This is a genomic window from Pseudomonas sp. EA_35y_Pfl2_R5 (assembly GCF_963970805.1).
In the GTDB taxonomy this organism is placed as follows: Bacteria; Pseudomonadota; Gammaproteobacteria; order Pseudomonadales; family Pseudomonadaceae; genus Aquipseudomonas.
In genome coordinates this window covers 47,007-67,903 of the sequence record NZ_CAXAOW010000006.1, presented here as the reverse complement: position 1 = coordinate 67,903, position 20,897 = coordinate 47,007, and the positions used below count along the sequence as shown (strand labels likewise).

18 protein-coding genes and 3 tRNA genes are annotated in these 20,897 nt (G+C 60.2%); 17 read left to right on the top strand and 4 right to left on the bottom strand.

Features of this window, described 5'->3' with window-relative positions:
- Positions 1 to 5 precede the first annotated feature (5 nt).
- From minE to minC, 3 genes are all read right to left on the bottom strand, one after another.
- The gene (gene minE, locus AACX99_RS12885) at positions 6 to 260 is read right to left on the bottom strand and encodes a cell division topological specificity factor MinE (protein WP_025165363.1); all 255 of its coding nucleotides are present in this window, start codon (positions 258 to 260) and stop codon (positions 6 to 8) included.
- A complete protein-coding gene (gene minD / locus AACX99_RS12880) occupies positions 257 to 1,072 on the bottom strand; it encodes a septum site-determining protein MinD (protein WP_339412329.1) in 816 nt (271 codons plus the stop codon). The genes minE and minD overlap by 4 nt, the downstream gene beginning before the upstream one ends.
- Before the next feature lie 91 nt (positions 1,073 to 1,163).
- Complete coding sequence (minC, locus tag AACX99_RS12875; protein WP_339412328.1) at positions 1,164 to 1,889, bottom strand: septum site-determining protein MinC; 726 nt, start codon at positions 1,887 to 1,889, stop codon at positions 1,164 to 1,166.
- Between the two features lie 154 nt (positions 1,890 to 2,043).
- Between minC and AACX99_RS12870 the strand changes: the two genes are divergently transcribed.
- The 16 genes from AACX99_RS12870 to AACX99_RS12795 all read left to right on the top strand — a co-directional run bounded on the left by AACX99_RS12870 (position 2,044) and on the right by AACX99_RS12795 (position 18,492).
- Entirely contained in the window at positions 2,044 to 2,970 is a 927-nt protein-coding gene (locus tag AACX99_RS12870; RefSeq protein WP_339412327.1) for a lipid A biosynthesis lauroyl acyltransferase, read from the top strand.
- 125 nt (positions 2,971 to 3,095) lie between these two features.
- Entirely contained in the window at positions 3,096 to 4,301 is a 1,206-nt protein-coding gene (locus AACX99_RS12865) for a patatin-like phospholipase family protein (protein WP_339412325.1), read from the top strand.
- A 267-nt stretch (positions 4,302 to 4,568) separates the two neighbouring features.
- The gene (locus AACX99_RS12860; protein WP_275963279.1) at positions 4,569 to 5,789 is read left to right on the top strand and encodes an aspartate aminotransferase family protein; all 1,221 of its coding nucleotides are present in this window, start codon (positions 4,569 to 4,571) and stop codon (positions 5,787 to 5,789) included.
- Between the two features lie 175 nt (positions 5,790 to 5,964).
- Complete coding sequence (gene aruF, locus AACX99_RS12855) at positions 5,965 to 6,981, top strand: arginine/ornithine succinyltransferase subunit alpha (protein ID WP_339412322.1); 1,017 nt, start codon at positions 5,965 to 5,967, stop codon at positions 6,979 to 6,981.
- A gap of 11 nt (positions 6,982 to 6,992) precedes the next feature.
- The gene (gene astA, locus AACX99_RS12850) at positions 6,993 to 8,009 is read left to right on the top strand and encodes an arginine N-succinyltransferase (RefSeq protein WP_339412321.1); all 1,017 of its coding nucleotides are present in this window, start codon (positions 6,993 to 6,995) and stop codon (positions 8,007 to 8,009) included.
- 91 nt (positions 8,010 to 8,100) lie between these two features.
- The gene (gene astD, locus AACX99_RS12845) at positions 8,101 to 9,564 is read left to right on the top strand and encodes a succinylglutamate-semialdehyde dehydrogenase (RefSeq protein ID WP_339412319.1); all 1,464 of its coding nucleotides are present in this window, start codon (positions 8,101 to 8,103) and stop codon (positions 9,562 to 9,564) included.
- Positions 9,561 to 10,925, top strand: a complete 1,365-nt coding sequence (gene astB / locus AACX99_RS12840; RefSeq protein ID WP_339412317.1) for an N-succinylarginine dihydrolase — start codon at positions 9,561 to 9,563, stop codon at positions 10,923 to 10,925. Before astD ends, astB begins: the two co-directional genes overlap by 4 nt.
- A 91-nt stretch (positions 10,926 to 11,016) precedes the next feature.
- Positions 11,017 to 11,304, top strand: a complete 288-nt coding sequence (locus tag AACX99_RS12835) for a topoisomerase II (RefSeq protein WP_339412316.1) — start codon at positions 11,017 to 11,019, stop codon at positions 11,302 to 11,304.
- Positions 11,305 to 11,333: 29 nt separating this feature from the next.
- Positions 11,334 to 12,344, top strand: coding sequence for a succinylglutamate desuccinylase (astE, locus tag AACX99_RS12830; protein ID WP_339412314.1), 1,011 nt, complete (start codon positions 11,334 to 11,336; stop codon positions 12,342 to 12,344).
- Positions 12,345 to 12,583: 239 nt separating this feature from the next.
- A complete protein-coding gene (gene ltaE, locus AACX99_RS12825) occupies positions 12,584 to 13,588 on the top strand; it encodes a low-specificity L-threonine aldolase (RefSeq protein ID WP_339412312.1) in 1,005 nt (334 codons plus the stop codon).
- A gap of 121 nt (positions 13,589 to 13,709) precedes the next feature.
- Positions 13,710 to 16,334, top strand: a complete 2,625-nt coding sequence (alaS, locus tag AACX99_RS12820; RefSeq protein WP_339412310.1) for an alanine--tRNA ligase — start codon at positions 13,710 to 13,712, stop codon at positions 16,332 to 16,334.
- 114 nt (positions 16,335 to 16,448) lie between these two features.
- Positions 16,449 to 17,687, top strand: coding sequence for an aspartate kinase (locus AACX99_RS12815; RefSeq protein WP_339412309.1), 1,239 nt, complete (start codon positions 16,449 to 16,451; stop codon positions 17,685 to 17,687).
- 188 nt (positions 17,688 to 17,875) lie between these two features.
- Positions 17,876 to 18,061, top strand: a complete 186-nt coding sequence (csrA, locus tag AACX99_RS12810; RefSeq protein WP_025165378.1) for a carbon storage regulator CsrA — start codon at positions 17,876 to 17,878, stop codon at positions 18,059 to 18,061.
- A gap of 62 nt (positions 18,062 to 18,123) precedes the next feature.
- A tRNA-Ser gene (locus AACX99_RS12805) sits at positions 18,124 to 18,214 on the top strand.
- A gap of 52 nt (positions 18,215 to 18,266) precedes the next feature.
- Positions 18,267 to 18,343 (top strand) — tRNA-Arg (locus tag AACX99_RS12800).
- A gap of 72 nt (positions 18,344 to 18,415) precedes the next feature.
- Positions 18,416 to 18,492, top strand: a tRNA-Arg gene (locus AACX99_RS12795).
- A gap of 105 nt (positions 18,493 to 18,597) precedes the next feature.
- On the opposite strand, the gene AACX99_RS12790 is transcribed toward AACX99_RS12795, so the two are convergent.
- The gene (locus tag AACX99_RS12790) at positions 18,598 to 19,116 is read right to left on the bottom strand and encodes a DUF4124 domain-containing protein (protein ID WP_339412307.1); all 519 of its coding nucleotides are present in this window, start codon (positions 19,114 to 19,116) and stop codon (positions 18,598 to 18,600) included.
- A 322-nt stretch (positions 19,117 to 19,438) separates the two neighbouring features.
- Between AACX99_RS12790 and mgtE the strand changes: the two genes are divergently transcribed.
- Positions 19,439 to 20,881 (top strand): magnesium transporter, encoded by a 1,443-nt coding sequence (gene mgtE / locus AACX99_RS12785; RefSeq protein ID WP_339412305.1) that lies wholly within the window; start codon positions 19,439 to 19,441, stop codon positions 20,879 to 20,881.
- The last annotated feature ends 16 nt before the right edge of the window (positions 20,882 to 20,897 follow it).

The following is a 20,897-nucleotide window of genomic DNA, read 5'->3' as shown; positions in this document are numbered from 1 at the left end:
ACCAATCAACGGTCGGGAAGCGTGATGTTAAGTTCCAGAATGGAACAGCTGCCCTGATTTTCCAGCGCAACCTGTACTTGATCCGAATCGATATTCACGTACTTGCGAATTACCTCGACCAGTTCTTGCTGCAGCGCCGGCAGGTAGTCCGGCTGGCTGCGCTGGCCGCGCTCGTGGGCGACGATGATTTGCAGACGCTCTTTCGCAATGGACGCTGTGGTTTCTTTCTTGCGTTCACGAAAGAAGTCAAAAATATTCATTCACGACCTCCAAACAGGCGTTGCATGAAGCCTTGCTTTTTCACATCGAGGAAGCGGTGTGCCACTTCCTTGCCCAGCAGGCGGTCAACTGCATCGCTGTAGGCTTGGCCCGCGTCGCTCTGGTCATCGAGGATCACCGGCACGCCCTGGTTCGAGGCCTTGAGTACGGCTTGCGATTCCGGGATCACGCCGAGCAGGCGGATGGCGAGGATTTCCTCGACGTCTTCGACGCCGAGCATTTCGCCCTTGATCACGCGCTCAGGGTTGTAACGGGTCAGCAGCAGGTGCTCCTTGATTGGCTCTTCGCCTTTTTCGGCGCGACGCGATTTGCTCGCCAAGAGGCCGAGCATACGGTCCGAGTCACGTACTGAGGAGACTTCCGGGTTAGTCACGACAATCGCTTCATCGGCGAAGTACATGGCCAGGTGCGCGCCTTTCTCGATACCCGCTGGCGAGTCGCAGACCACGTATTCGAAGTTTTCGCGCAGCTCGTTGATGACTTTTTCCACGCCTTCCTGGGTCAGGGCGTCCTTGTCACGGGTCTGGCTGGCGGCCAGTACGTAAAGGTTTTCCAGGCGCTTGTCTTTGATCAGGGCCTGGGTCAGGGTCGCTTCGCCATTGACCACGTTGACGAAGTCATACACCACGCGGCGCTCACAGCCCATGATCAGGTCGAGGTTGCGCAGGCCGACGTCGAAGTCGACGATGACAGTCTTGTGCCCGCGCAGGGCGAGGCCGGTACCGATGGCAGCGCTGGTGGTGGTTTTACCAACGCCACCTTTGCCGGACGTAACAACGAGGATCTTGGCCAAGGTGATTCACCCCAAAATGTAGAGAAAACGCAGGTTCCATGGCCTATTCAGGCTTCCGGCTGCCCTGTTTGAAAAGTGGCGGCAGTATCCGTTAAAGGCGGGTGATGTTCAACACGTCACCCGACAGGCTGACATGCACCGCCTCCCCCCATAACGGGTCGCGGCGCAGGTCTTCGGCGACCTTGTAGTGGCCGGCGATGGACAGTAATTCGGCGCCCATTTGCTGGCAGAAAATCCGTGCCTTGAGATTGCCCTTGATGCCCGCCAGTGCCCGGCCGCGCATCGGTGCGTAAACATGGATGTTGCCATCGGCGAGAAGTTCCGCACCGGCACTGACCGGGGCCAGGACGATCAGGTCGCCGCCCTGGGCATACACCTGCTGGCCGCCGCGCACTGGGGTGGTGATGATCTTGCTCGGTTTGAGTTCGGGTTCGGCGGGTTTTTCCGGCTTCGCTGGGGCCAGGTCGATGGCGCGCTCACGCGCCCCGGAAGGCGGCAGTACAGGCAAGTCCAACGCTTCAGCCGCGCTGATATCGGCTTCGCGGTTGGCGCGAATTGCCAGAGTGCGCAGGCCGTGCTTGCGGCAGACCGCCATCAGCTCGGCCAGATCGAGCATGCCTTCGCCTTCCGGAAGCTTGTCCAGAGCCAGTACCAGCGGGGTATTGCTGAAGAAGGCTGGGGCCTGGGCGACTTTTTCGCTGAGCTGTTGGTCGAGGCGGGCGAGGTCGTTGTGCGCCAGCTCCATCACGGTGATGGCCAGCATGCTGCCTTTTAGCTGGAATACGGGGTCTTGCTCGAGGAGATCGGCTTGGCTCATGGTCTGCCTGGGGCGGCCTTATAGCGGCTTTATAGAAGTAGCCCGGACTTATAGCGAGAACGCCGCGCGCTCGCAAGCTGCGCACTGTGAAACCGGGCGGCGAACAAACTCCTGATAGAATGCCGCGCTTTATTGCGTGCCTCGGACCTGTTTTATGGATCGCCCTGTATTTCGCGCTTATTTTCTGCATCCACGTTTCTGGCTGTTGTGGCTGGGCCTGGGTCTGCTGTGGCTGATTGCCCAGCTGCCTTACAAAGTGCTGCTGTGGCTGGGACGCTGCCTGGGCAGCGTGATGTATCGCCTGGCCAGTTCACGGCGCAGGATTGCCGCGCGCAATTTGAAACTGTGTTTTCCACAGATGCCGAGGGCCGAGCGCAAGGCGCTGCTTAAAGAGAATTTCGCCTCCACCGGGATTACCTTCTTTGAGATGGCCATTGCCTGGTGGTGGCCCGCAGAGCGTCTGCGTCGCCTGGGTACCATCGAAGGGTTGGAGCATCTGCGCCAGGCCGAGGCCGACGGCCAGGGCGTGATCCTTATGGCGCTGCATTTCACCACCCTGGAAATGGGCGGCGGCCTGCTTGGTATGGCCCAGAGCATGTACGGCATGTACCGCCCACACAAAAATCCGTTGTTCGACTACGTGCAACGTCGCGGTCGCGAGCAGCGCCTGCTCGGGGTGATTGGCCGTGATGATGTGCGCGGCATGCTCAAGCTGCTGAGGGCCGGTGGTGTGGTCTGGTATGCGCCGGATCAGGACTACGGCGCGCAGCGCAGTGTGTTCGTACCCTTGTTCGGTACCCAGGCGGCCACCGTCACTGCTACCAGCAAGTTCGCCCGCATGGGCCGCGCTCAGGTTATTCCCTTTACCCAGCAGCGCTTGCCCGATGGCCAGGGTTATCGCCTGGTGATCCATCCGTCACTGGCAGATTTCCCCACTGAGAGCGAAGAGGCCGACTGCCTGCGGGTCAATCAGTGGATCGAGCAAGCCATCAGTGTCTGCCCTGAGCAGTACCTGTGGGCGCACCGCCGCTTCAAGACGCGGCCGCAAGGCGAGCCGAAGCTATATAAGAAGAAGCGTTAGTTTTTGATTAGAGCCGCCATCCAATTGGCGGGTTGTTCGGTTGAAGTTGGTTTTCTTGGCGCCTGATGGTTCCGTGTGCGCCTGGCAGGCTCCTATACTGGCTGAAAAACAACAGGAAGCAGCCTATGCCGTACACCGCTCCAACCAGTCAGCCTGTTACCGGGCTGATTCTCTCCGGTGGCGGCGCACGGGCGGCCTATCAGGTGGGGGTGCTGGCGGCGATTGCCGACCTGCTGCCCAATGCGGCGCACAATCCTTTTCCGGTGATCGTCGGCACTTCGGCGGGGGCCATCAATGCAGTGGGCCTGGCCTGCGGTGCATTGCACTTCACTGAGGCCGTACGCCGGCTGACCAGTGTTTGGCAGGGCTTTCATACCCATCAGGTGTACCGCAGCGATTGGCCAGGCGTATTGCGCCAAGCCAGCCGTTTTATCGGCCACAGCTTGCTCGGATTAGGTGGTCAGGCACCGGTGGCGCTGCTCGACAGCTCGCCGTTGGCCGATCTGCTTGGACGGGAGTTGGATTTCAGCGGAATTGCCGCCGCCGTGCGTCACCGCCAGCTGCGCGCCGTGGCAGTGACCGCTTTCGGATATGAAACCGGCCAGGCGGTGACCTTCTATCAAGGCCGCGCCACCATTGATCCCTGGTTTCGTCATCGCCGCGTCGGCGTGCCAACGCGGCTGGCACTGGAACACCTGCTGGCCAGCGCTTCGATCCCGCTGATTTTTCCGCCGGTAAAGATCAACCGTGAATACTTCGGTGATGGCGCGGTGCGCCAGTCCGCTCCGATCAGCCCAGCCTTACACCTGGGTGCGACGCGGGTGTTGGTGGTTGGCGTCAGCGGCAATCCGGCGGCCGGACCGCAGGCCCAGGTGCCGGTGGTGCGCCCGCAGCAGAGCCGGCCTCCGAGTCTGGCGCAGATCAGTGGGCATATGCTTAACAGCACCTTTATTGACAGCCTGGAAAGCGATATCGAGCTGCTTGAGCGGCTTAACCAGATGGGCCGACTGATTCCCGCCGAAAATCACCCGCGTGGCCTGGGCCTCAAGCCTGTGGATGTGCTGGTGATTTCCCCCAGTCAGCCGTTGGACCTGATCGCCGCGCGCCATCGTCATGAACTGCCCAAGGCGCTGCGTCTGTTTCTACGTGGCCCTGGGGCAACCAAGGCCAGCGGCGCCGGTGTGCTGAGTTACCTGCTGTTCGAGCCGGGTTACTGCAATGAGTTGATCGAACTGGGTTATCAGGACGCCATGGCGCAGAAAGCGCGCCTGATCGAATTTCTCTGTCTGGACAGCCCGCCAGTGCCGGCGGTGATTCCGGTAACTGCCTAGCCAGGCCATTACCTCTTGTTTGATCCCGGCTGCCTGTGCGGCCAAATTCCTTTTCCGCGTGGCCGAGAAAACCGCGCCAAGGCGGGTGGCTGCATTTAAACTGCGCCTTCCCGATGCTTTCTGTCGCATTTGCGAAAGCAGCGGTTTTCCTCGGGTTGGCGCTATAAGAAGTTGTCGCATGGCGGCAATGCCGGCCCCGGATCAGTCCCTACAATCCTTCACATCGCCTGCTATTGAATGCAGGTGTTCCTCGTTAGGAGAGCTCAGATGTCCGTTCAGCACGACCCGGTGCAACGCGCCGATTTCGACCAGGTGATGGTGCCCAACTACGCACCCGCTGCCTTTATTCCAGTACGTGGCGCCGGTTCGCGCGTGTGGGATCAAAGCGGTCGCGAGCTGATCGACTTTGCCGGCGGTATTGCCGTCAACGTGCTGGGCCACGCCCATCCAGCTTTGGTCAAGGCGCTCACCGAGCAGGCCGGCAACCTCTGGCACGTATCCAACGTGTTCACTAACGAACCGGCCCTGCGCTTGGCCAAAAAGCTGATCGACGCCACCTTCGCCGAACGCGTGTTCTTCTGTAACTCCGGCGCTGAAGCCAACGAGGCCGCGTTCAAGCTGGCCCGTCGTGTAGCGTTCGACAAGTTCGGCGAAGACAAATGCGAGATCATCGCCGCGACCAACAGTTTCCACGGTCGCACCCTGTTTACCGTCAGCGTTGGCGGCCAGCCGAAGTATTCCGACGGTTTCGGCCCGAAGATCCAGGGCATCAGCCACATTCCTTATAACGATATCGAGGCGCTGAAGGCTGCGGTATCCGACAAGACCTGCGCCGTGGTGCTGGAGCCGATTCAGGGTGAGGGCGGCGTGCTGCCGGCTGACCTGGCTTACCTGCAAGCGGCCCGCGAGCTGTGCGACAAGCACAATGCGCTGCTGGTGTTCGACGAAGTGCAGAGCGGCATGGGCCGCAGCGGCGAGCTGTTCGCCTATATGCACTACGGCGTGACCCCGGACATCCTCTCCAGCGCCAAGAGCCTGGGCGGCGGTTTCCCGATTGGCGCGATGCTCACCACCAGCGAGCTGGCCAAACACCTGGCCGTCGGTACCCACGGCACTACCTACGGCGGCAACCCGCTGGCCTGCGCGGTGGGTGAGGCGGTGATCGACACCATCAACACCCCTGAAGTGCTGGCTGGGGTGAAGGCCAAGCATCAGCGTTTCAAAACCAAGCTGGAGCAGATCGGCCAGCAGTACGGCGTGTTCAGTGAAGTGCGCGGCCTCGGTCTGCTGATCGGTGCGGTGCTGTCCGATGCCTGGAAAGGCAAGGCCAAGGCAATTCTCGACGCTGCGGCAGTGGAAGGCGTGATGGTGTTGCAGGCCAGCCCGGACGTGGTGCGTTTTGCCCCAAGCCTGGTGGTTGAAGATGCCGATATCGATGAAGGTCTGGCACGTTTCGAACGTGCCGTGGCCAAGCTGGCTCAAGCCTGATTGCCGGTCTGGTCCGCCGCGAGTGCGGTGGACCAGGCTGTGCCCGCTCGACCTACGGATGGATTGAGCAAACAGCAAGGAAGCCCGTCTCTGTGTGTGCCGCAGCGTTTGTTGCGGTTTTCTCTAGGCCGCCCGGTTTGGGCAGCTTGGAGCTTTTATCAAAAGGAGTGACACCATGCTGGTGATGCGCCCCGCGCAAATGGCCGACCTCACTGAAGTGCAGCGTCTCGCCGCGGACAGCCCGGTTGGTGTGACTTCACTGCCGGACGACAGCGATCGTCTGCGCGAAAAAATCGCCGCATCGGAAGCTTCGTTTTCCGCCGAGGTCAGCTTTAACGGTGAAGAAAGCTACTTCTTCGTCCTCGAAGACAGCGAGAGCGGCCGCCTGGTCGGTTGTTCCGGCATCGTCGCCTCGGCTGGTTATTCGGAGCCGTTCTACAGCTTCCGTAACGAAACCTTCGTGCACAACTCCCGCGAGCTGAAGATCCATAACAAGATCCACGTGCTCTCGCTGTGCCACGACCTCACCGGCAACAGCCTGCTGACCAGCTTCTACGTCGAGCGGTCGCTGGTGAACACTGCCTGGTCTGAACTCAACTCGCGCGGTCGCCTGCTGTTTCTCGCCAACCATCCGGAGCGTTTTGCCGATGCGCTGGTGGTGGAAATCGTCGGTTACAGCGACGAGGCCGGTGATTCGCCATTCTGGGATGCGGTGGGGCGCAACTTCTTCGACATGAACTACACCGAGGCTGAGCGCCTGTGTGGTCTGAAGAGCCGCACCTTTCTCGCCGAATTGATGCCGCATTACCCGATCTATGTGCCGCTGCTGCCCGATGAGGCGCAAGAGGCCATGGGTCAGGTGCATCCGCGGGCGCAGATCAGCTTCGACATCCTCATGCGTGAAGGCTTCGAGACCGATCATTACATCGACATCTTCGACGGCGGCCCAACCTTGCATGCACGTACCTCGGGCATCCGCTCGATTGCCCAGAGCCGTGTGGTGCCGCTGCGTATCGGTGAGCCGGTCAAAGGTGGGCGGCCGTATCTGGTGAGTAACGGCCAGCTGCAGGATTTCCGCGCCATCGTGGTGGACCTTGATTGGGTGCCGGGTAAGCCGGTCACCCTGAGTTTGGCGGCCGCCGAGGCCCTGGGCGTCGGCGAAGGCGTTAGCGTACGCCTGGTTGCGGTTTAAGGAGTTAGCGCATGATCGTTCGTCCCGTACGCAGCGCCGATCTTCCGGCCCTGTTTGACCTGGCACGCAGCACCGGCGCTGGCCTGACCACTCTGCCCGCCAACGAGGAGCGCTTGGCGCACCGCGTGGGCTGGGCCGAGAAAACCTTCCGTGGCGAAGCTGCGCGTGCCGATGCCGACTACTTGTTCGTGCTCGAAGACGACAATGGCGAGGTGGTCGGTATTTCGGCCGTTGCCGGTGCCGTGGGCCTGCGTGAGCCCTGGTACAACTACCGGGTCGGCCTGACAGTGAGTGCCTCGCAGGAGCTGAATATCCACCGTCAGGTGCCTACGCTGTTTCTCGCCAACGACCTGACCGGGAACTCCGAGCTGTGCTCGCTGTTCCTGCGCAGCGATCAGCGCAGCGGCCTGAATGGCCGGCTGCTATCGAAGGCACGCTTTCTGTTTATCGCCGAATTCCGCGAGTTGTTCGGCGACAAGGTGATTGCCGAGATGCGCGGCATGTCCGATGAGCAGGGTCGTTCGCCGTTCTGGGAAAGCCTGGGTCGGCACTTCTTCAAGATGGAATTCAGCCAGGCCGATTATCTCACCGGCGTGGGCAACAAGGCCTTTATCGCCGAGCTGATGCCCAAGTTTCCGCTCTACACCTGCTTCCTCTCGGAGGACGCGCGCAACATCATCGGTCGCGTGCACCCGGACACCGAGCCGGCACTGGCCATGCTCAAGGGTGAGGGTTTCAGCTATCAGGGCTATGTCGACATCTTCGACGCTGGTCCGGCCATCGAGGCCGAAACCGCGAAGATTCGCGCGGTGCACGACAGCCAAGTGCTGGTGCTGGCCGTCGGCACCCCAGGTGATGACGCGCCACGTTTCCTGATTCATAACCGCAAGTGCGAAGACTGCCGGATTACGGCCGCGCCGGCACGCCTGGCCGCCGGCACCCTGGTGGTCGACGCACAAACCGCCAAGCGCCTGCAGCTGTCTGCGGGCGATCAGGTGCGCGCGGTCGCGGTTTCCGCTCGCGGCTAAAGCCGCTTGCCTAAGTAGTGCGACGCCGCTGTGTCTATTTGCCGATCCGGCGCAGGCCGGGTCTACACCTTGCTGGGAGTGATAAAACAAGATGAGCACTCATTACATTGCCGGTGCCTGGCACGCTGGCCAGGGTGAATCCCTGGAATCGCTCAACCCGGTCAGCCAGGAAGCCATCTGGCAGGGCCAGGCCGCCAGTGCCGCGCAGGTTGATGCTGCCGTACAAGCCGCCCGCAGCGCATTCCCGGCCTGGGCCTCGCGCTCGCTGAATGAACGCATTGCCGTGCTTGAGCAGTTTGCCGCCACCCTGAAAAGCCATGCTGATGCGCTGGGTCACTGCATTGGTGAGGAAACCGGCAAGCCGCTGTGGGAAACCGCCACCGAAGTCACCAGCATGGTCAACAAGATCGCCATCTCGGTGCAGAGCTACCGCGAGCGAACCGGTGAGAAGAGTGGCCCGTTGGCCGACGCCACTGCCGTGCTGCGGCACAAGCCGCATGGCGTGGTCGCAGTATTTGGCCCGTACAACTTCCCCGGCCACCTGCCCAACGGCCATATCGTGCCGGCGCTGCTGGCGGGTAACTGCGTGGTGTTCAAGCCCAGCGAGTTGACCCCGAAAGTCGCCGAGCTGACCGTTAAATCCTGGATCGAAGCCGGCTTGCCGGCGGGCGTGCTTAACCTGGTGCAAGGTGCGCGCGATACCGGTGTGGCGCTGGCCGCGCATGACGGTATCGACGGTTTGTTCTTCACTGGTTCCAGCCGTACTGGCAACCTGCTGCACAATCAGTTTGCCGGGCGCCCGGACAAGATCCTCGCCCTGGAAATGGGCGGCAACAACCCGCTGCTGGTCGATCAGGTCGCTGATCTCAATGCAGCCGTGTATACCATCATTCAGTCGGCCTTTATCTCCGCTGGCCAGCGCTGCACCTGTGCGCGCCGCCTGCTGGTGCCGCAAGGCGCGTGGGGCGATAGCCTGCTGGAGCGCTTGGTGGAGGTTGCTGCAAGCATCAAAGTTGGCAGTTTCGACGCCCAGCCGGCGCCGTTTATGGGCTCGGTGATTTCCCTGGCTGCCGCGCAGCACCTGATCAAGGCGCAACAGCATTTGTTGACCCAGGGCGCCAAGCCGCTGCTGGAAATGACTCAGCCGTTGCCGGGTGCAGCCTTGCTCACCCCTGGCATCATTGATGTGACTGAGGTGGCCAATCGTCCGGATGAAGAGTTCTTCGGCCCGCTGCTGCAGGTGATTCGCTACGCCGATTTTGATGCGGCCATCGCCGAGGCCAACAACACCCAGTACGGCCTGGCTGCTGGCCTGCTGTCCGACTCCAAGGCGCGTTACGAGCAGTTCTGGTTGCAAAGCCGCGCCGGTATCGTCAACTGGAACAAACAGCTGACCGGTGCTGCCAGCACCGCGCCGTTTGGCGGTGTGGGTGCCTCCGGCAACCACCGCGCCAGTGCCTATTACGCAGCCGATTATTGCGCCTACCCGGTGGCCTCGCTGGAATCCGACAGCTTGAGCCTGCCCGCCACCCTGACCCCCGGAGTAAGCCTGTGAGCAACTCATTTGAAGCCGCTGCCTTTGAAGTAAACTTCGACGGTCTGGTCGGGCCGACTCACAACTACGGTGGTCTGTCTTACGGTAACGTCGCCTCACAGAGTAATAGCCAGGTCGCCTCCAACCCGAAAGAAGCGGCCAAGCAGGGCCTGGCCAAGATGAAGGCCTTGATGGAAATGGGCTTCAAGCAGGGCGTACTGGCCCCGCAGGAGCGCCCGAATGTAGCGGTGCTGCGCAGCCTGGGTTTTACCGGGACTGACGCGCAGGTGATCCAGAAGGCCGCGAAAGACGCCATGCCGCTGCTGGTTGCCAGCTGCTCGGCTTCCAGCATGTGGACGGCCAACGCCTGCACCGTCAGCCCGAGTGCTGATACTGCTGATGGCCGCGTGCATTTCACTGCAGCCAACCTCAACTGCAAATTCCACCGTTCGATCGAACACCCAACCACCAGTCGTGTGCTCGGCGCGATGTTCGCCAATGAGCAGCACTTCGCTCACCACGCGGCGTTGCCGGCCGTCGGTCAGTTCGGTGATGAAGGTGCAGCCAACCACACGCGCTTCTGCAAAGGCTATGGCGATGCTGGCGTGGAGTTTTTCGTGTTTGGTCGCAGCGCCTTCGACAGCCGCTTCCCGGCTCCGCAACGCTACCCGGCGCGGCAGACTCTGGAAGCTTCGCAGGCGGTTGCCCGCTTGCACGGCCTGAGCGATGACGGTGTGGTTTACGCCCAGCAGACGCCAGCGGTGATCGACCAGGGTGTGTTCCACAACGACGTGATCGCGGTGGGCAATGGCGAGGTGCTGTTCTATCACCAGGACGCCTTCCTCGACACCGACAAGGTGCTGGCCGAGCTGAGCGACAAGCTCGCCCGCCGAGGCGGCAACTTCCAGGCCGTTTGCGTGCCGCGTGATGCGGTGACGGTAGAGGATGCGGTCAAGTCCTACCTGTTCAATAGCCAGCTGCTCAACCGCGCTGATGGCGGCATGCTGCTGATCGTGCCGGAAGAGTGCCGCAACAACGCCAATGTCTGGCGCTACCTGGAGCAACTGACCAGCGGTAACGGGCCGATCCGCGAGGTCAAAGTCTTCGACCTCAAGCAGAGCATGCAGAACGGCGGTGGCCCGGCGTGCCTGCGCCTGCGCGTGGCGCTCAAGGAGCACGAGCTGGCAGCGGTCAATCAGGGCGTAATCATGACCCCGACACTGTACGACACGCTCAACGTCTGGGTCGACAAGCACTACCGCGATCGTCTGAGCGAAAATGATCTGGCTGACCCACAATTGCTCAATGAATGCCGCGCGGCCTTGGACGAACTGACGCAGATCCTTAAACTGGGCGCGGTTTATCCATTCCAATTAGCTTGAGTAGGGTGGGTCACGCTTTATCGACCCATCATGACGGGCTGGGTGGATGTAAAAACGACATCCACCCCACGCCAATACCTGTGGAGATTTTATGAGCGACGCCCTGCAACTGATCCTCGAAGACACTGACGGCACCCAGCTGGAAACCTCCTGCACACGTTTTGCCGTGATCTGGCAGGGCCAGGAAATCTGGTTTCAGCAGGTTGGCAACAACCAGCTGATGATCGGTGTAGACGTGGAGGAGGGCGCTGCCGAATACGCCAATCTGCTGCTGCGCCCGCTGGCCACCAACCTGGTCAGCCTGGAGCTGGAAATGGAAGCTGCTGGTCTGGCGGACGAAGACGGCGATCACGTGCATGGTCCTGACTGCAACCACTAAGAGCCCCTTTACGCTCTGAGGAAATGCCTATGCTTGCCCTCGGCAAACTGCTTGAACTGACCCTGGCCGGCTATGAACCGGCAGCGAAAATTCAGCTGACCCCCGAGGGTACGCGTTTGCGTTGGCTGGCCGAAGGTGCGTTGGAAATAACGCCGCCAGTAGCCAGCGACAATGGCATGGACCTGCTGTTGTCTGCCGGCATCCATGGCAATGAAACCGCGCCGATTGAATTGCTCGACCGTCTGCTGCAGGGCATTGCCCGCAACCAGCTGAAGCCGCGCGCGCGCATTCTTTTTCTGTTTGGTAACCCTGCTGCCATGCGCAGCGGTGAGCGTTATATCGAGCAGGACATCAACCGTCTGTTCAACGGTCGCCACGATCAGCACACCGGTGCCGAAGCGTTACGTGCCTGTGACCTGGAGCATCTGGCAGCAACCTTCTTCAGCAAGCCAGAGCGCACCCGCCTGCATTACGACCTGCACACCGCGATTCGTGCATCGAAGATCGAGCAATTCGCCCTCTACCCGTTTCAGGAAGGCCGCCCGCGCAGTCAGCGTGAACTGGCGCGCTTGAGCGCTGCCGGAATCGAGGCGGTGCTGCTGCACAACAAGAGTTCGATCACCTTTAGCGCCTATACCTACACCCAGCTTGGGGCGGAAGCCTTCACCCTCGAGCTGGGCAAGGCGCGGCCGTTCGGGCAGAACGAACTGGTCAATCTGGACCTGCTCGAATTGCATCTGCAGGCGTTGATCGAAGGCCGCGATCCCGAAGGCGCCAGCGATGATCTGGGCCCGCTCAAGCTGTTTGCCGTGGCGCGCGAAGTGATCAAGCACAGCGACGCCTTCAAGCTGCACCTGCCGGCTGATATCGAGAATTTCAGCGAGCTGCCGGTGGGCTACCTGCTGGCCGAAGACCTGGCCGATACCCGCTGGGTGGTGGATGAGCCGGGCGCACGCATTATTTTCCCCAACCCCAAGGTCAAGAACGGCCTGCGCGCCGGCATTTTGATCGTGCCCGCCGAAGACGTGCAGCTGGCCTGAGCCAGTTACGATCTGCTGCGCGTCGGCCCTGCTGCGTTGAAAACAGGCTCGGAATGCTCATGTACAGCAGTACACTCCGCTTCCTCGCCTGTTTTCGCCTTGCATGGCTCTAGCTCGCGAGATCGTAAAGCGATTTATTGGTGCAATCTGTCCTGCGCTTTCTCGTCTGATCTGTACCTTGTTTGCCTGAGTGGCGCGCTTTAGCATCGGGGTTTCGCCCCATCTAAGGACAACCCGCCATGCCCGTTATTGACTTGCGCAGCGACACCGTCACTCAGCCGACTCCCGGCATGCGCGAGGCCATGCAGGCCGCCGAACTGGGTGATGACGTGTACGGCGAAGACCCTACGGTCAACCGCCTGGAACAGTTTCTGGCGGCTGAGCTGGGCTTTGAAACGGCGCTGTTTGTACCCACAGGCACCATGAGCAACCTGCTCGGGCTGATGGGTCATTGCGCGCGCGGTGACGAATACATCGTCGGCCAGCAGGCGCACACTTATAAATACGAAGGTGGCGGCGCGGCGGTGCTCGGTTCGATCCAGCCGCAGCCCATTGATGGCGAAGCCGATGGTTCGCTGGACCTGGCCAAGGTTGAGGCAGCGATCAAGCAGGATGATTTCCACTTCGCCCGCACCCGCCTGCTGGCGCTGGAAAACACCATGCAGGGCAAGGTGCTGCCGCAGGCGTATTTGCAAGCCGCACGTGAGCTGACCACGCGGCGCGGCCTGGCCCTGCATCTGGACGGCGCGCGTTTGTATAACGCAGCGGTCAAGCTGGGCGTGCCGGCGCGGGAGGTCACTCAATACTTCGATTCGGTGTCGGTGTGCCTGTCCAAAGGCCTCGGCGCACCGATTGGCTCGGTGCTGTGCGGTTCGGTCGAGCTGATCGCCAGGGCGCGGCGTTTGCGCAAGATGGTCGGCGGCGGGATGCGCCAAGCCGGCATGCTTGCGGCGGCCGGCTTGTATGCGCTGCAGCATCAGGTGGCGCGCCTGGCCGAGGATCACGCCAACGCCGAGCGATTGGCTGCCGGCTTGCGCGAGCTGGGTTATGCGGTGGAGCCGGTGCAGACCAATATGGTCTATGCCCAGGTTGGCGAGCAGGCTGGCGCGCTGAAAGCCTTCTGCGCCGAGCGCGGGATCAAGCTCAGCGCTGCGCCACGGCTGCGCATGGTCACTCATCTGGATATTGCCGCTGCGGATATCGATCAGGTGGTGGCGACCTTCGCTGAATTTCGCCGGAATTGATTGTCTTGGGGCGATGAATAGTCGCTCTCTATCAATAAAGGCACTAGCCCCCTAGCGCAGGCCCGATATAATGCGGCCCTTTGCCGGCTTTGTCGTGGCCGCTGGTTTTTGGAAGATTCCTATGAAAAGCGCAGAAATCCGTGAAGCCTTCCTCAGCTTCTTCGAACAGAAGGGACACACCCGTGTCGCCTCCAGCTCCCTGATTCCGGGCAATGACCCGACCCTGCTGTTCACCAACGCGGGGATGAACCAGTTCAAGGATTGCTTCCTCGGCCTGGAAAAGCGCGCCTACACCCGCGCCGCCACCAGCCAGAAGTGCGTACGCGCCGGCGGCAAGCACAACGACCTGGAAAACGTCGGTTACACCGCGCGTCACCACACCTTTTTCGAAATGCTCGGCAACTTCAGCTTTGGCGACTATTTCAAGCGCGACGCCATTCACTTCGCCTGGGAATTCCTCACCGGCGAAAACTGGCTGAGCCTGCCCAAGGAAAAGCTCTGGGTTACCGTCTACGCCACGGACGATGAAGCCTACGATATCTGGACCAAGGAAGTCGGCGTGCCGGCCGAGCGGATGATCCGTATTGGCGACAACAAAGGCGCGCCATACGCTTCCGACAACTTCTGGACCATGGGTGACACCGGCCCGTGTGGCCCGTGCACCGAGATTTTTTTCGACCACGGCGAACATATCTGGGGCGGCCCACCCGGCTCGCCGGAAGAGGATGGTGATCGCTACATCGAAATCTGGAACAACGTGTTTATGCAGTTCAACCGGACTGCCGACGGCGTGCTACACCCGCTGCCGGCGCCGAGCGTGGACACTGGTATGGGCCTGGAACGTGTCAGCGCCGTGCTGCAACACGTCAACTCGAACTACGAGATCGATCTGTTCCAAAGCCTGTTGAATGCTGCGGCCAAGGCCATCGGTTGCGCCAACGAGGGCCAGGCTTCGCTGAAAGTGGTGGCTGACCATATCCGCTCGTGCGGTTTCCTGATCGCCGACGGCGTGACGCCGTCCAACGAAGGTCGCGGTTATGTGCTGCGCCGCATCATCCGTCGTGCCTGCCGTCACGGTAACAAGTTGGGTGCCAAGGGCAGCTTCTTCTACCAGATCGTTGCCGCGCTGGTCGCCGAGATGGGCGATGCCTTCCCAGAGCTGAAACAGCAGCAGGCGCATATCGAGCGCGTGCTGAAAACCGAAGAAGAGCAGTTCGCTAAGACCCTGGAGCAGGGCCTGAAAATTCTCGAGCAGGATCTGGCCGAGCTCAAAGGTTCCGTCATTCCGGGCGATGTGATCTTCAAGCTGTACGACACTTTCGGCTTCCCGATGGACCTTACAGGCGACATCGCCCGTGAACGCGAGTTGACCCTGGACGAAGAAGGTTTCGAGCGGGAAATGCAGGCGCAGCGCGAGCGCGCCCGTTCCGCTAGCGCCTTTGGTATGGACTACAACAATCTGGTCAAGGTCGACAGCGAAACTGTTTTCCTTGGCTATAACGCTGCCTCCGGCAACGGTAAAGTGCTGGCCCTGTTCAAGGCCGGTCAGGCGGTGGATGCCTTGATGGAAGGCGAGGAGGGCGTTGTGGTCCTCGATCAGACGCCGTTCTACGCTGAGTCCGGCGGGCAGATCGGCGACTGTGGCTTCCTGCAGGCCGCTGGCGTGCGCTTCGACGTGCGCGATACCACCAAAGCCGGTGGGGCTTTCCTGCACCACGGCGTGGTGACCGAAGGCAGTCTGCAGGTCGGTGCTGCCGTCGAGTCCAATGTTGAAGCCGATGTGCGCAAAGCCACGTCGCTGAACCATTCTGCGACGCATTTGTTGCATGCCGCCTTGCGCCAGGTGCTGGGCGAGCACGTACAGCAGAAAGGCTCGCTGGTGGACAGCCTGCGCCTGCGCTTCGACTTCAGCCATTTCGAGGCGATCAAGCCCGAGCAGATCAAGGCGCTGGAAGACATCGTCAACGCCGAGATTCGCAAAAATACTGCGGTTGAAACTGAAGAAACCGATATCGAATCCGCCAAGAACAAAGGCGCCATGGCGCTGTTCGGCGAGAAATATGGCGATAACGTGCGCGTGCTGAGCATGGGTGGCAGCTTCTCGGTCGAGCTGTGCGGTGGTATTCATGCTTCGCGTACGGGTGATATCGGCTTGTTCAAAATCACCAGCGAAGGCGGTGTGGCGGCTGGTGTACGTCGAATTGAAGCCGTTACCGGTGCGGCAGCGTTTGACTACCTGAATGGTGCGGAAGAACAGCTGAAAGAAGCTGCCGCGCTGGTCAAGGGCAGTCGCGACAACCTGCTGGACAAATTGACAGGTGTGCTGGAGCGCAGCCGTCAGTTGGAAAAAGAGCTGGAGCAGCTCAAGGCCAAGGCCGCCAGTGCGGCGGGCAATGACCTGGCTGGTTCGGCGGTCGACGTCAAAGGCATCAAGGTGCTGGCGGCGCGTCTCGACGGCCTGGATGGCAAAGCGCTGCTGGCGATGGTCGATCAACTGAAAAACAAGCTCGGCAGTGCGGTGATCCTGCTCGGCGGCGTGCAGGACGACAAGGTCGTGCTGGTTGCCGGCGTGACCCAGGACCTGACCGCCAAGCTGAAAGCCGGCGAGCTGATGAAGCAAGCCGCTGCGGCAGTTGGTGGTAAAGGTGGCGGTCGTCCGGACATGGCGCAAGGCGGCGGCGTTGATGCTGCTGCACTGGATGGTGCGCTGGCGCTGGCCGTGACCTTTGCTGAGCAAGGTCTGTAAGCACCTGGCTGCTGGAGTGCAAAGACTAAGGTCCGGTATACGCCCGGCGGGCCTTGGCAGGGTATTGAGTTATCTGTTTAATGGGCGCCCTTCACGGGCTGAGGCGGCTTTGAAATGGCTTTGATCGTACAGAAATTTGGCGGCACCTCCGTCGGCACTGTTGAGCGTATTCAGCAGGTGGCCGCGAAGGTGAAGAAGTTCCGCGAAAACGGCGATGACATTGTGGTTGTGGTTTCCGCCATGAGCGGTGAAACCAATCGCCTGATCGAGCTGGCCAAGCAGGTCAGTGATGGTCAGCCGGTACCGCGTGAACTCGACGTGATGGTCTCTACCGGCGAGCAGGTGACGATAGCACTGCTGGCCATGGCGCTGATCAAGCTTGGCGTGCCGGCGGTGTCCTATACCGGTAACCAGGTGCGCATCCTTACAGACAGCGCGCACAACAAGGCGCGCATCCTGCAAATCGATGACCAGAAACTGCGTGCCGACCTCAAGGCCGGTCGTGTGGTGGTTGTTGCAGGTTTCCAGGGTGTTGACGAGCACGGCAACATCACCACCCTTGGTCGTGGCGGTTCCGATACCACCGGTGTGGCGCTGGCTGCTGCGCTGAAGGCTGACGAGTGCCAGATCTACACCGACGTTGATGGCGTTTACACCACCGACCCGCGTGTGGTGCCGCAGGCTCAGCGCTTGGAAAAAATCACCTTCGAAGAGATGCTGGAAATGGCCAGCCTCGGTTCCAAGGTGCTGCAGATTCGCTCGGTGGAATTCGCCGGCAAGTACAACGTCCCGCTGCGCGTGCTGCACAGCTTCCAAGAGGGGCCGGGCACCCTCATTACCCTTGATGAAGAGGAATCCATGGAACAGCCGATCATCTCCGGCATCGCCTTCAATCGCGACGAAGCCAAGCTGACCATCCGTGGCGTACCGGACATCCCGGGCGTGGCGTTCAAAATTCTCGGCCCGATCAGTGCTGCGAACATCGAAGTGGACATGATCGTGCAGAACGTTGCGCACGATAACACCACTGACTTCACCTTTACCGTGCATCGCAATGACTACATCGCTGCGCAGCAGGTGCTGGAAAATACCGCCCGCGAGCTGGGCGCGCGTGAAGTGATCGGCGACACCAAGATTGCCAAGGTCTCCATCGTTGGCGTTGGCATGCGCTCCCACGCCGGTGTTGCTAGTCGCATGTTTGAAGCGCTGGCCAAGGAAAATATCAATATCCAGATGATCTCCACCTCGGAGATCAAAGTCTCCGTGGTAATTGAGGAGAAATATCTGGAGTTGGCAGTGCGCGCCCTGCACACTGCTTTCGAACTGGATGCCCCGGCCCGTCAGGGCGACTGAGGCATTATCCGAAAGGCGCGGTTTATCCCGCGCCTTTTGTCTTTTTGGTTGGCATGAGCAGGAACTTTCTTTCTGCTCACACTGGTCAATACTTGGGTGAAGGCTCTGTTTGAGATGTTCGGGGCTGCCACCATTTTCTTTTTTGCAGACTGCTGTTGTCCTGAACTGATATCCGTAAGGAGAAAGGAATGCTGATTCTGACTCGCCGGGTCGGAGAGACCCTGATGGTGGGTGACGAAGTCACTGTCACCGTGTTGGGCGTTAAAGGTAATCAGGTGCGCATTGGCGTTAACGCGCCGAAAGAGGTTGCGGTGCACCGCGAGGAAATTTACCAGCGCATCCAGAAAGAGAAAGGCGAAGAACCAAGCCACTAATTTTTATCGAAATTTTGGCTTTGCAAACGGGGAAAACATGGTTATCATGCGCCCCGTGTTGCGGAGAGGTGGCCGAGTGGCCGAAGGCGCTCCCCTGCTAAGGGAGTACATCTCAAAAGGGTGTCGGGGGTTCGAATCCCCCCTTCTCCGCCATTATTAGTGCTGTAGGCGTCGATGTTTAAAGTCTGCAGTGCAAGCGTTACATGCACTCATAGCTCAGCTGGATAGAGTACTCGGCTACGAACCGAGCGGTCGGAGGTTCGAATCCTCCTGAGTGCACCAAATCGAAATGGCTTGCAGTGATGCAGGCCATTTTGTTTCAGCCAGCGGTGATCTGGTTTAAAAGCGCCATTTGCACTCATAGCTCAGCTGGATAGAGTACTCGGCTACGAACCGAGCGGTCGGAGGTTCGAATCCTCCTGAGTGCACCAAACAAGAAGGGCCTGCAGCGATGCAGGCCCTTTTTTATGGCTGGTCATCCGGTGGTGGCGACCTGTGGTTTATCACTGGATAGTGCTAAAAATGACGTCGGGTCATTATTTATTCGCCGACTTTCGTTTGGCTTTAGCCTTGCCTTTGACGCAGCCGGCTTCGTCGAAGCTGACGTTACGCTTGTTGCCTTTCTTGCCTTGGTAGACGTAGCGCGTCTGGCCATTCTGTTCGGTGATCTTGTCGGGCTTGCCAAGGCTGCTCTCGACATCACTGCGGCTCATGCCTAAGCGTATCTGTTGCTTGATGATGGCGGCGCGCCGTTCACTGCTGCTCAGATGGTTGCCGCAGCTGTGTTGCTTTATGCCAACCACCGTCAGCTCCTGTTGGTCATTCTTCTTGCTCTCGCGGCTGGGTTTGCGCGGTTTGGCCAATGGCACCGGTTTACCGCTACCCGGTGTAGGGTTGTAGGCCTGTTGCAGGCTTTGGTTGTGCGTGTCGGGGCAGCCCTGGCGGGTGAAAGTAACGTGGCCTTTGGCGTCTTCGCAGCGAAATACCGTTGAGCCGAGTGTGGGCAGTGGGCAAAGCAGAATGGCGCAGAAAGCTGCGCAGCGCAGTCCATGCATGGTGCGTCCTCCGTGACGGTCCATGTGAAAGGGTAGTCGATGCCTTTGTCTGCGCCAGGCGTGCCTTTGCCTGTGTCTGGCACGTCGCAATTACAGATGTGCAGGCGCGCTTAAGTTTGTCGTGCAAGCGCTTGTTCTAGGTTTGTTTTTGTCACATGCAAAGCGCCTGGGCGGTGGTATCATTCGCCGCGTCAGCCCCGCCGGGGCTTGTGGAAAACCACCATGGACTTACCCAGTAGTTACTCTGAATCTCGATTGTGCAATCACGTATTGACTGATTGACCCTCTGTGGCGTGCGCTGCCGCTGGGGGTGGAGCGCGCCATGACTGAAGTAGAAGCAAAAAAGCCGCAAGAAAGCCTGCAGGATCGCCTGGCTCAGGTGGTCGAGCTGTTGCATCGGCACAAGCTGGTCGAGGACCTGACTCATCGTCAGGAAGGCCAGCACCACGACCGGGTGGAAAACCTGGTGCACCGGCAGAACCTTGCCGAGCTGCAGCGCAAGCTTGATGACCTGCACTCGGCCGACGTCGCCCATATTCTCGAAGCCTTGCCGCTCGAAGACCGCCTGACCATTTGGCAGTTGGTCAAGGTCGAGCGTGATGGCGACATTCTTCTCGAAGTGTCCGATGCGGTGCGGGAAACCCTGCTCGCGGACATGGATGATCACGAGATTCTCGCCGCTGCCAGGGATATGGACGCCGACGAGCTAGCCGATCTGGCCTCCGAGTTGCCGCGCGATGTAGTGCACGAGCTGATGGAAACCCTCGATGCGCAGCAGCGCGAGCGCGTGCGTTCAGCGTTGTCCTATGAGGAAGAGCAAGTCGGCGCGCTGATGGACTTCGAGATGGTGACCATCCGCGAAGATGTCAGCCTGGAAGTGGTGTTGCGCTACCTGCGTCGCCTCAAAGAGCTGCCAGGGCATACCGACAAGCTATTTGTGGTCGATTACGACGGCGTGCTCAAGGGTGTGTTGCCGGTCAAGCGCCTGCTGGTGAATGACCCGGAGAAGCTGGTCAGCGAGGTCATGGCTACCGATCCAGTGAGCTTCCACCCCGATGAAGATGCCTACGACGCTGCCCAGGCCTTCGAGCGTTACGACCTGATCTCCACGCCGGTGGTAGACAAGAATGGCAAGCTGATCGGTCGTTTGACCATCGATGAGATGGTCGACCTGATTCGTGAGGAGAGCGAAAGCGAAGTCCTCAATATGGCCGGTTTGCGTGAGGAGGAAGACATCTTCGCCTCGGTGTGGAAGTCCCTGCGCAACCGCTGGGCCTGGCTGGCGGTCAACCTGGTTACCGCTTTTATGGCCTCTCGGGTGATCGGTTTGTTCGAAGGGTCGATCGAGAAACTGGTGGCATTGGCGGCGCTAATGCCGATTGTTGCGGGTATTGGTGGCAACTCCGGTAACCAGACCATTACCATGATCGTGCGCGCCATGGCGCTGGATCAGGTCAGTACCGGTAATACTTCGCGCTTGATTCGCAAAGAACTGGGCGTTGGCCTGGTCAACGGTATCGTCTGGGGTGGGGTGATCGGTGTGGTGGCTTACCTGCTCTACGACAGCTGGTCGTTGGGCGTGGTGATGACTGCGGCGATGACTTTGAACCTCTTGCTGGCGGCATTGATGGGTGTGCTGATTCCTATGACGCTGGTGCGTATGGGGCGTGATCCGGCAATGGGTGCCAGCGTGATGATCACTGCGGTGACTGACGGTGGTGGATTCTTTATTTTCCTGGGTTTGGCCAGCTTGTTCTTGCTTTAGGTGGATGACGCTTTTT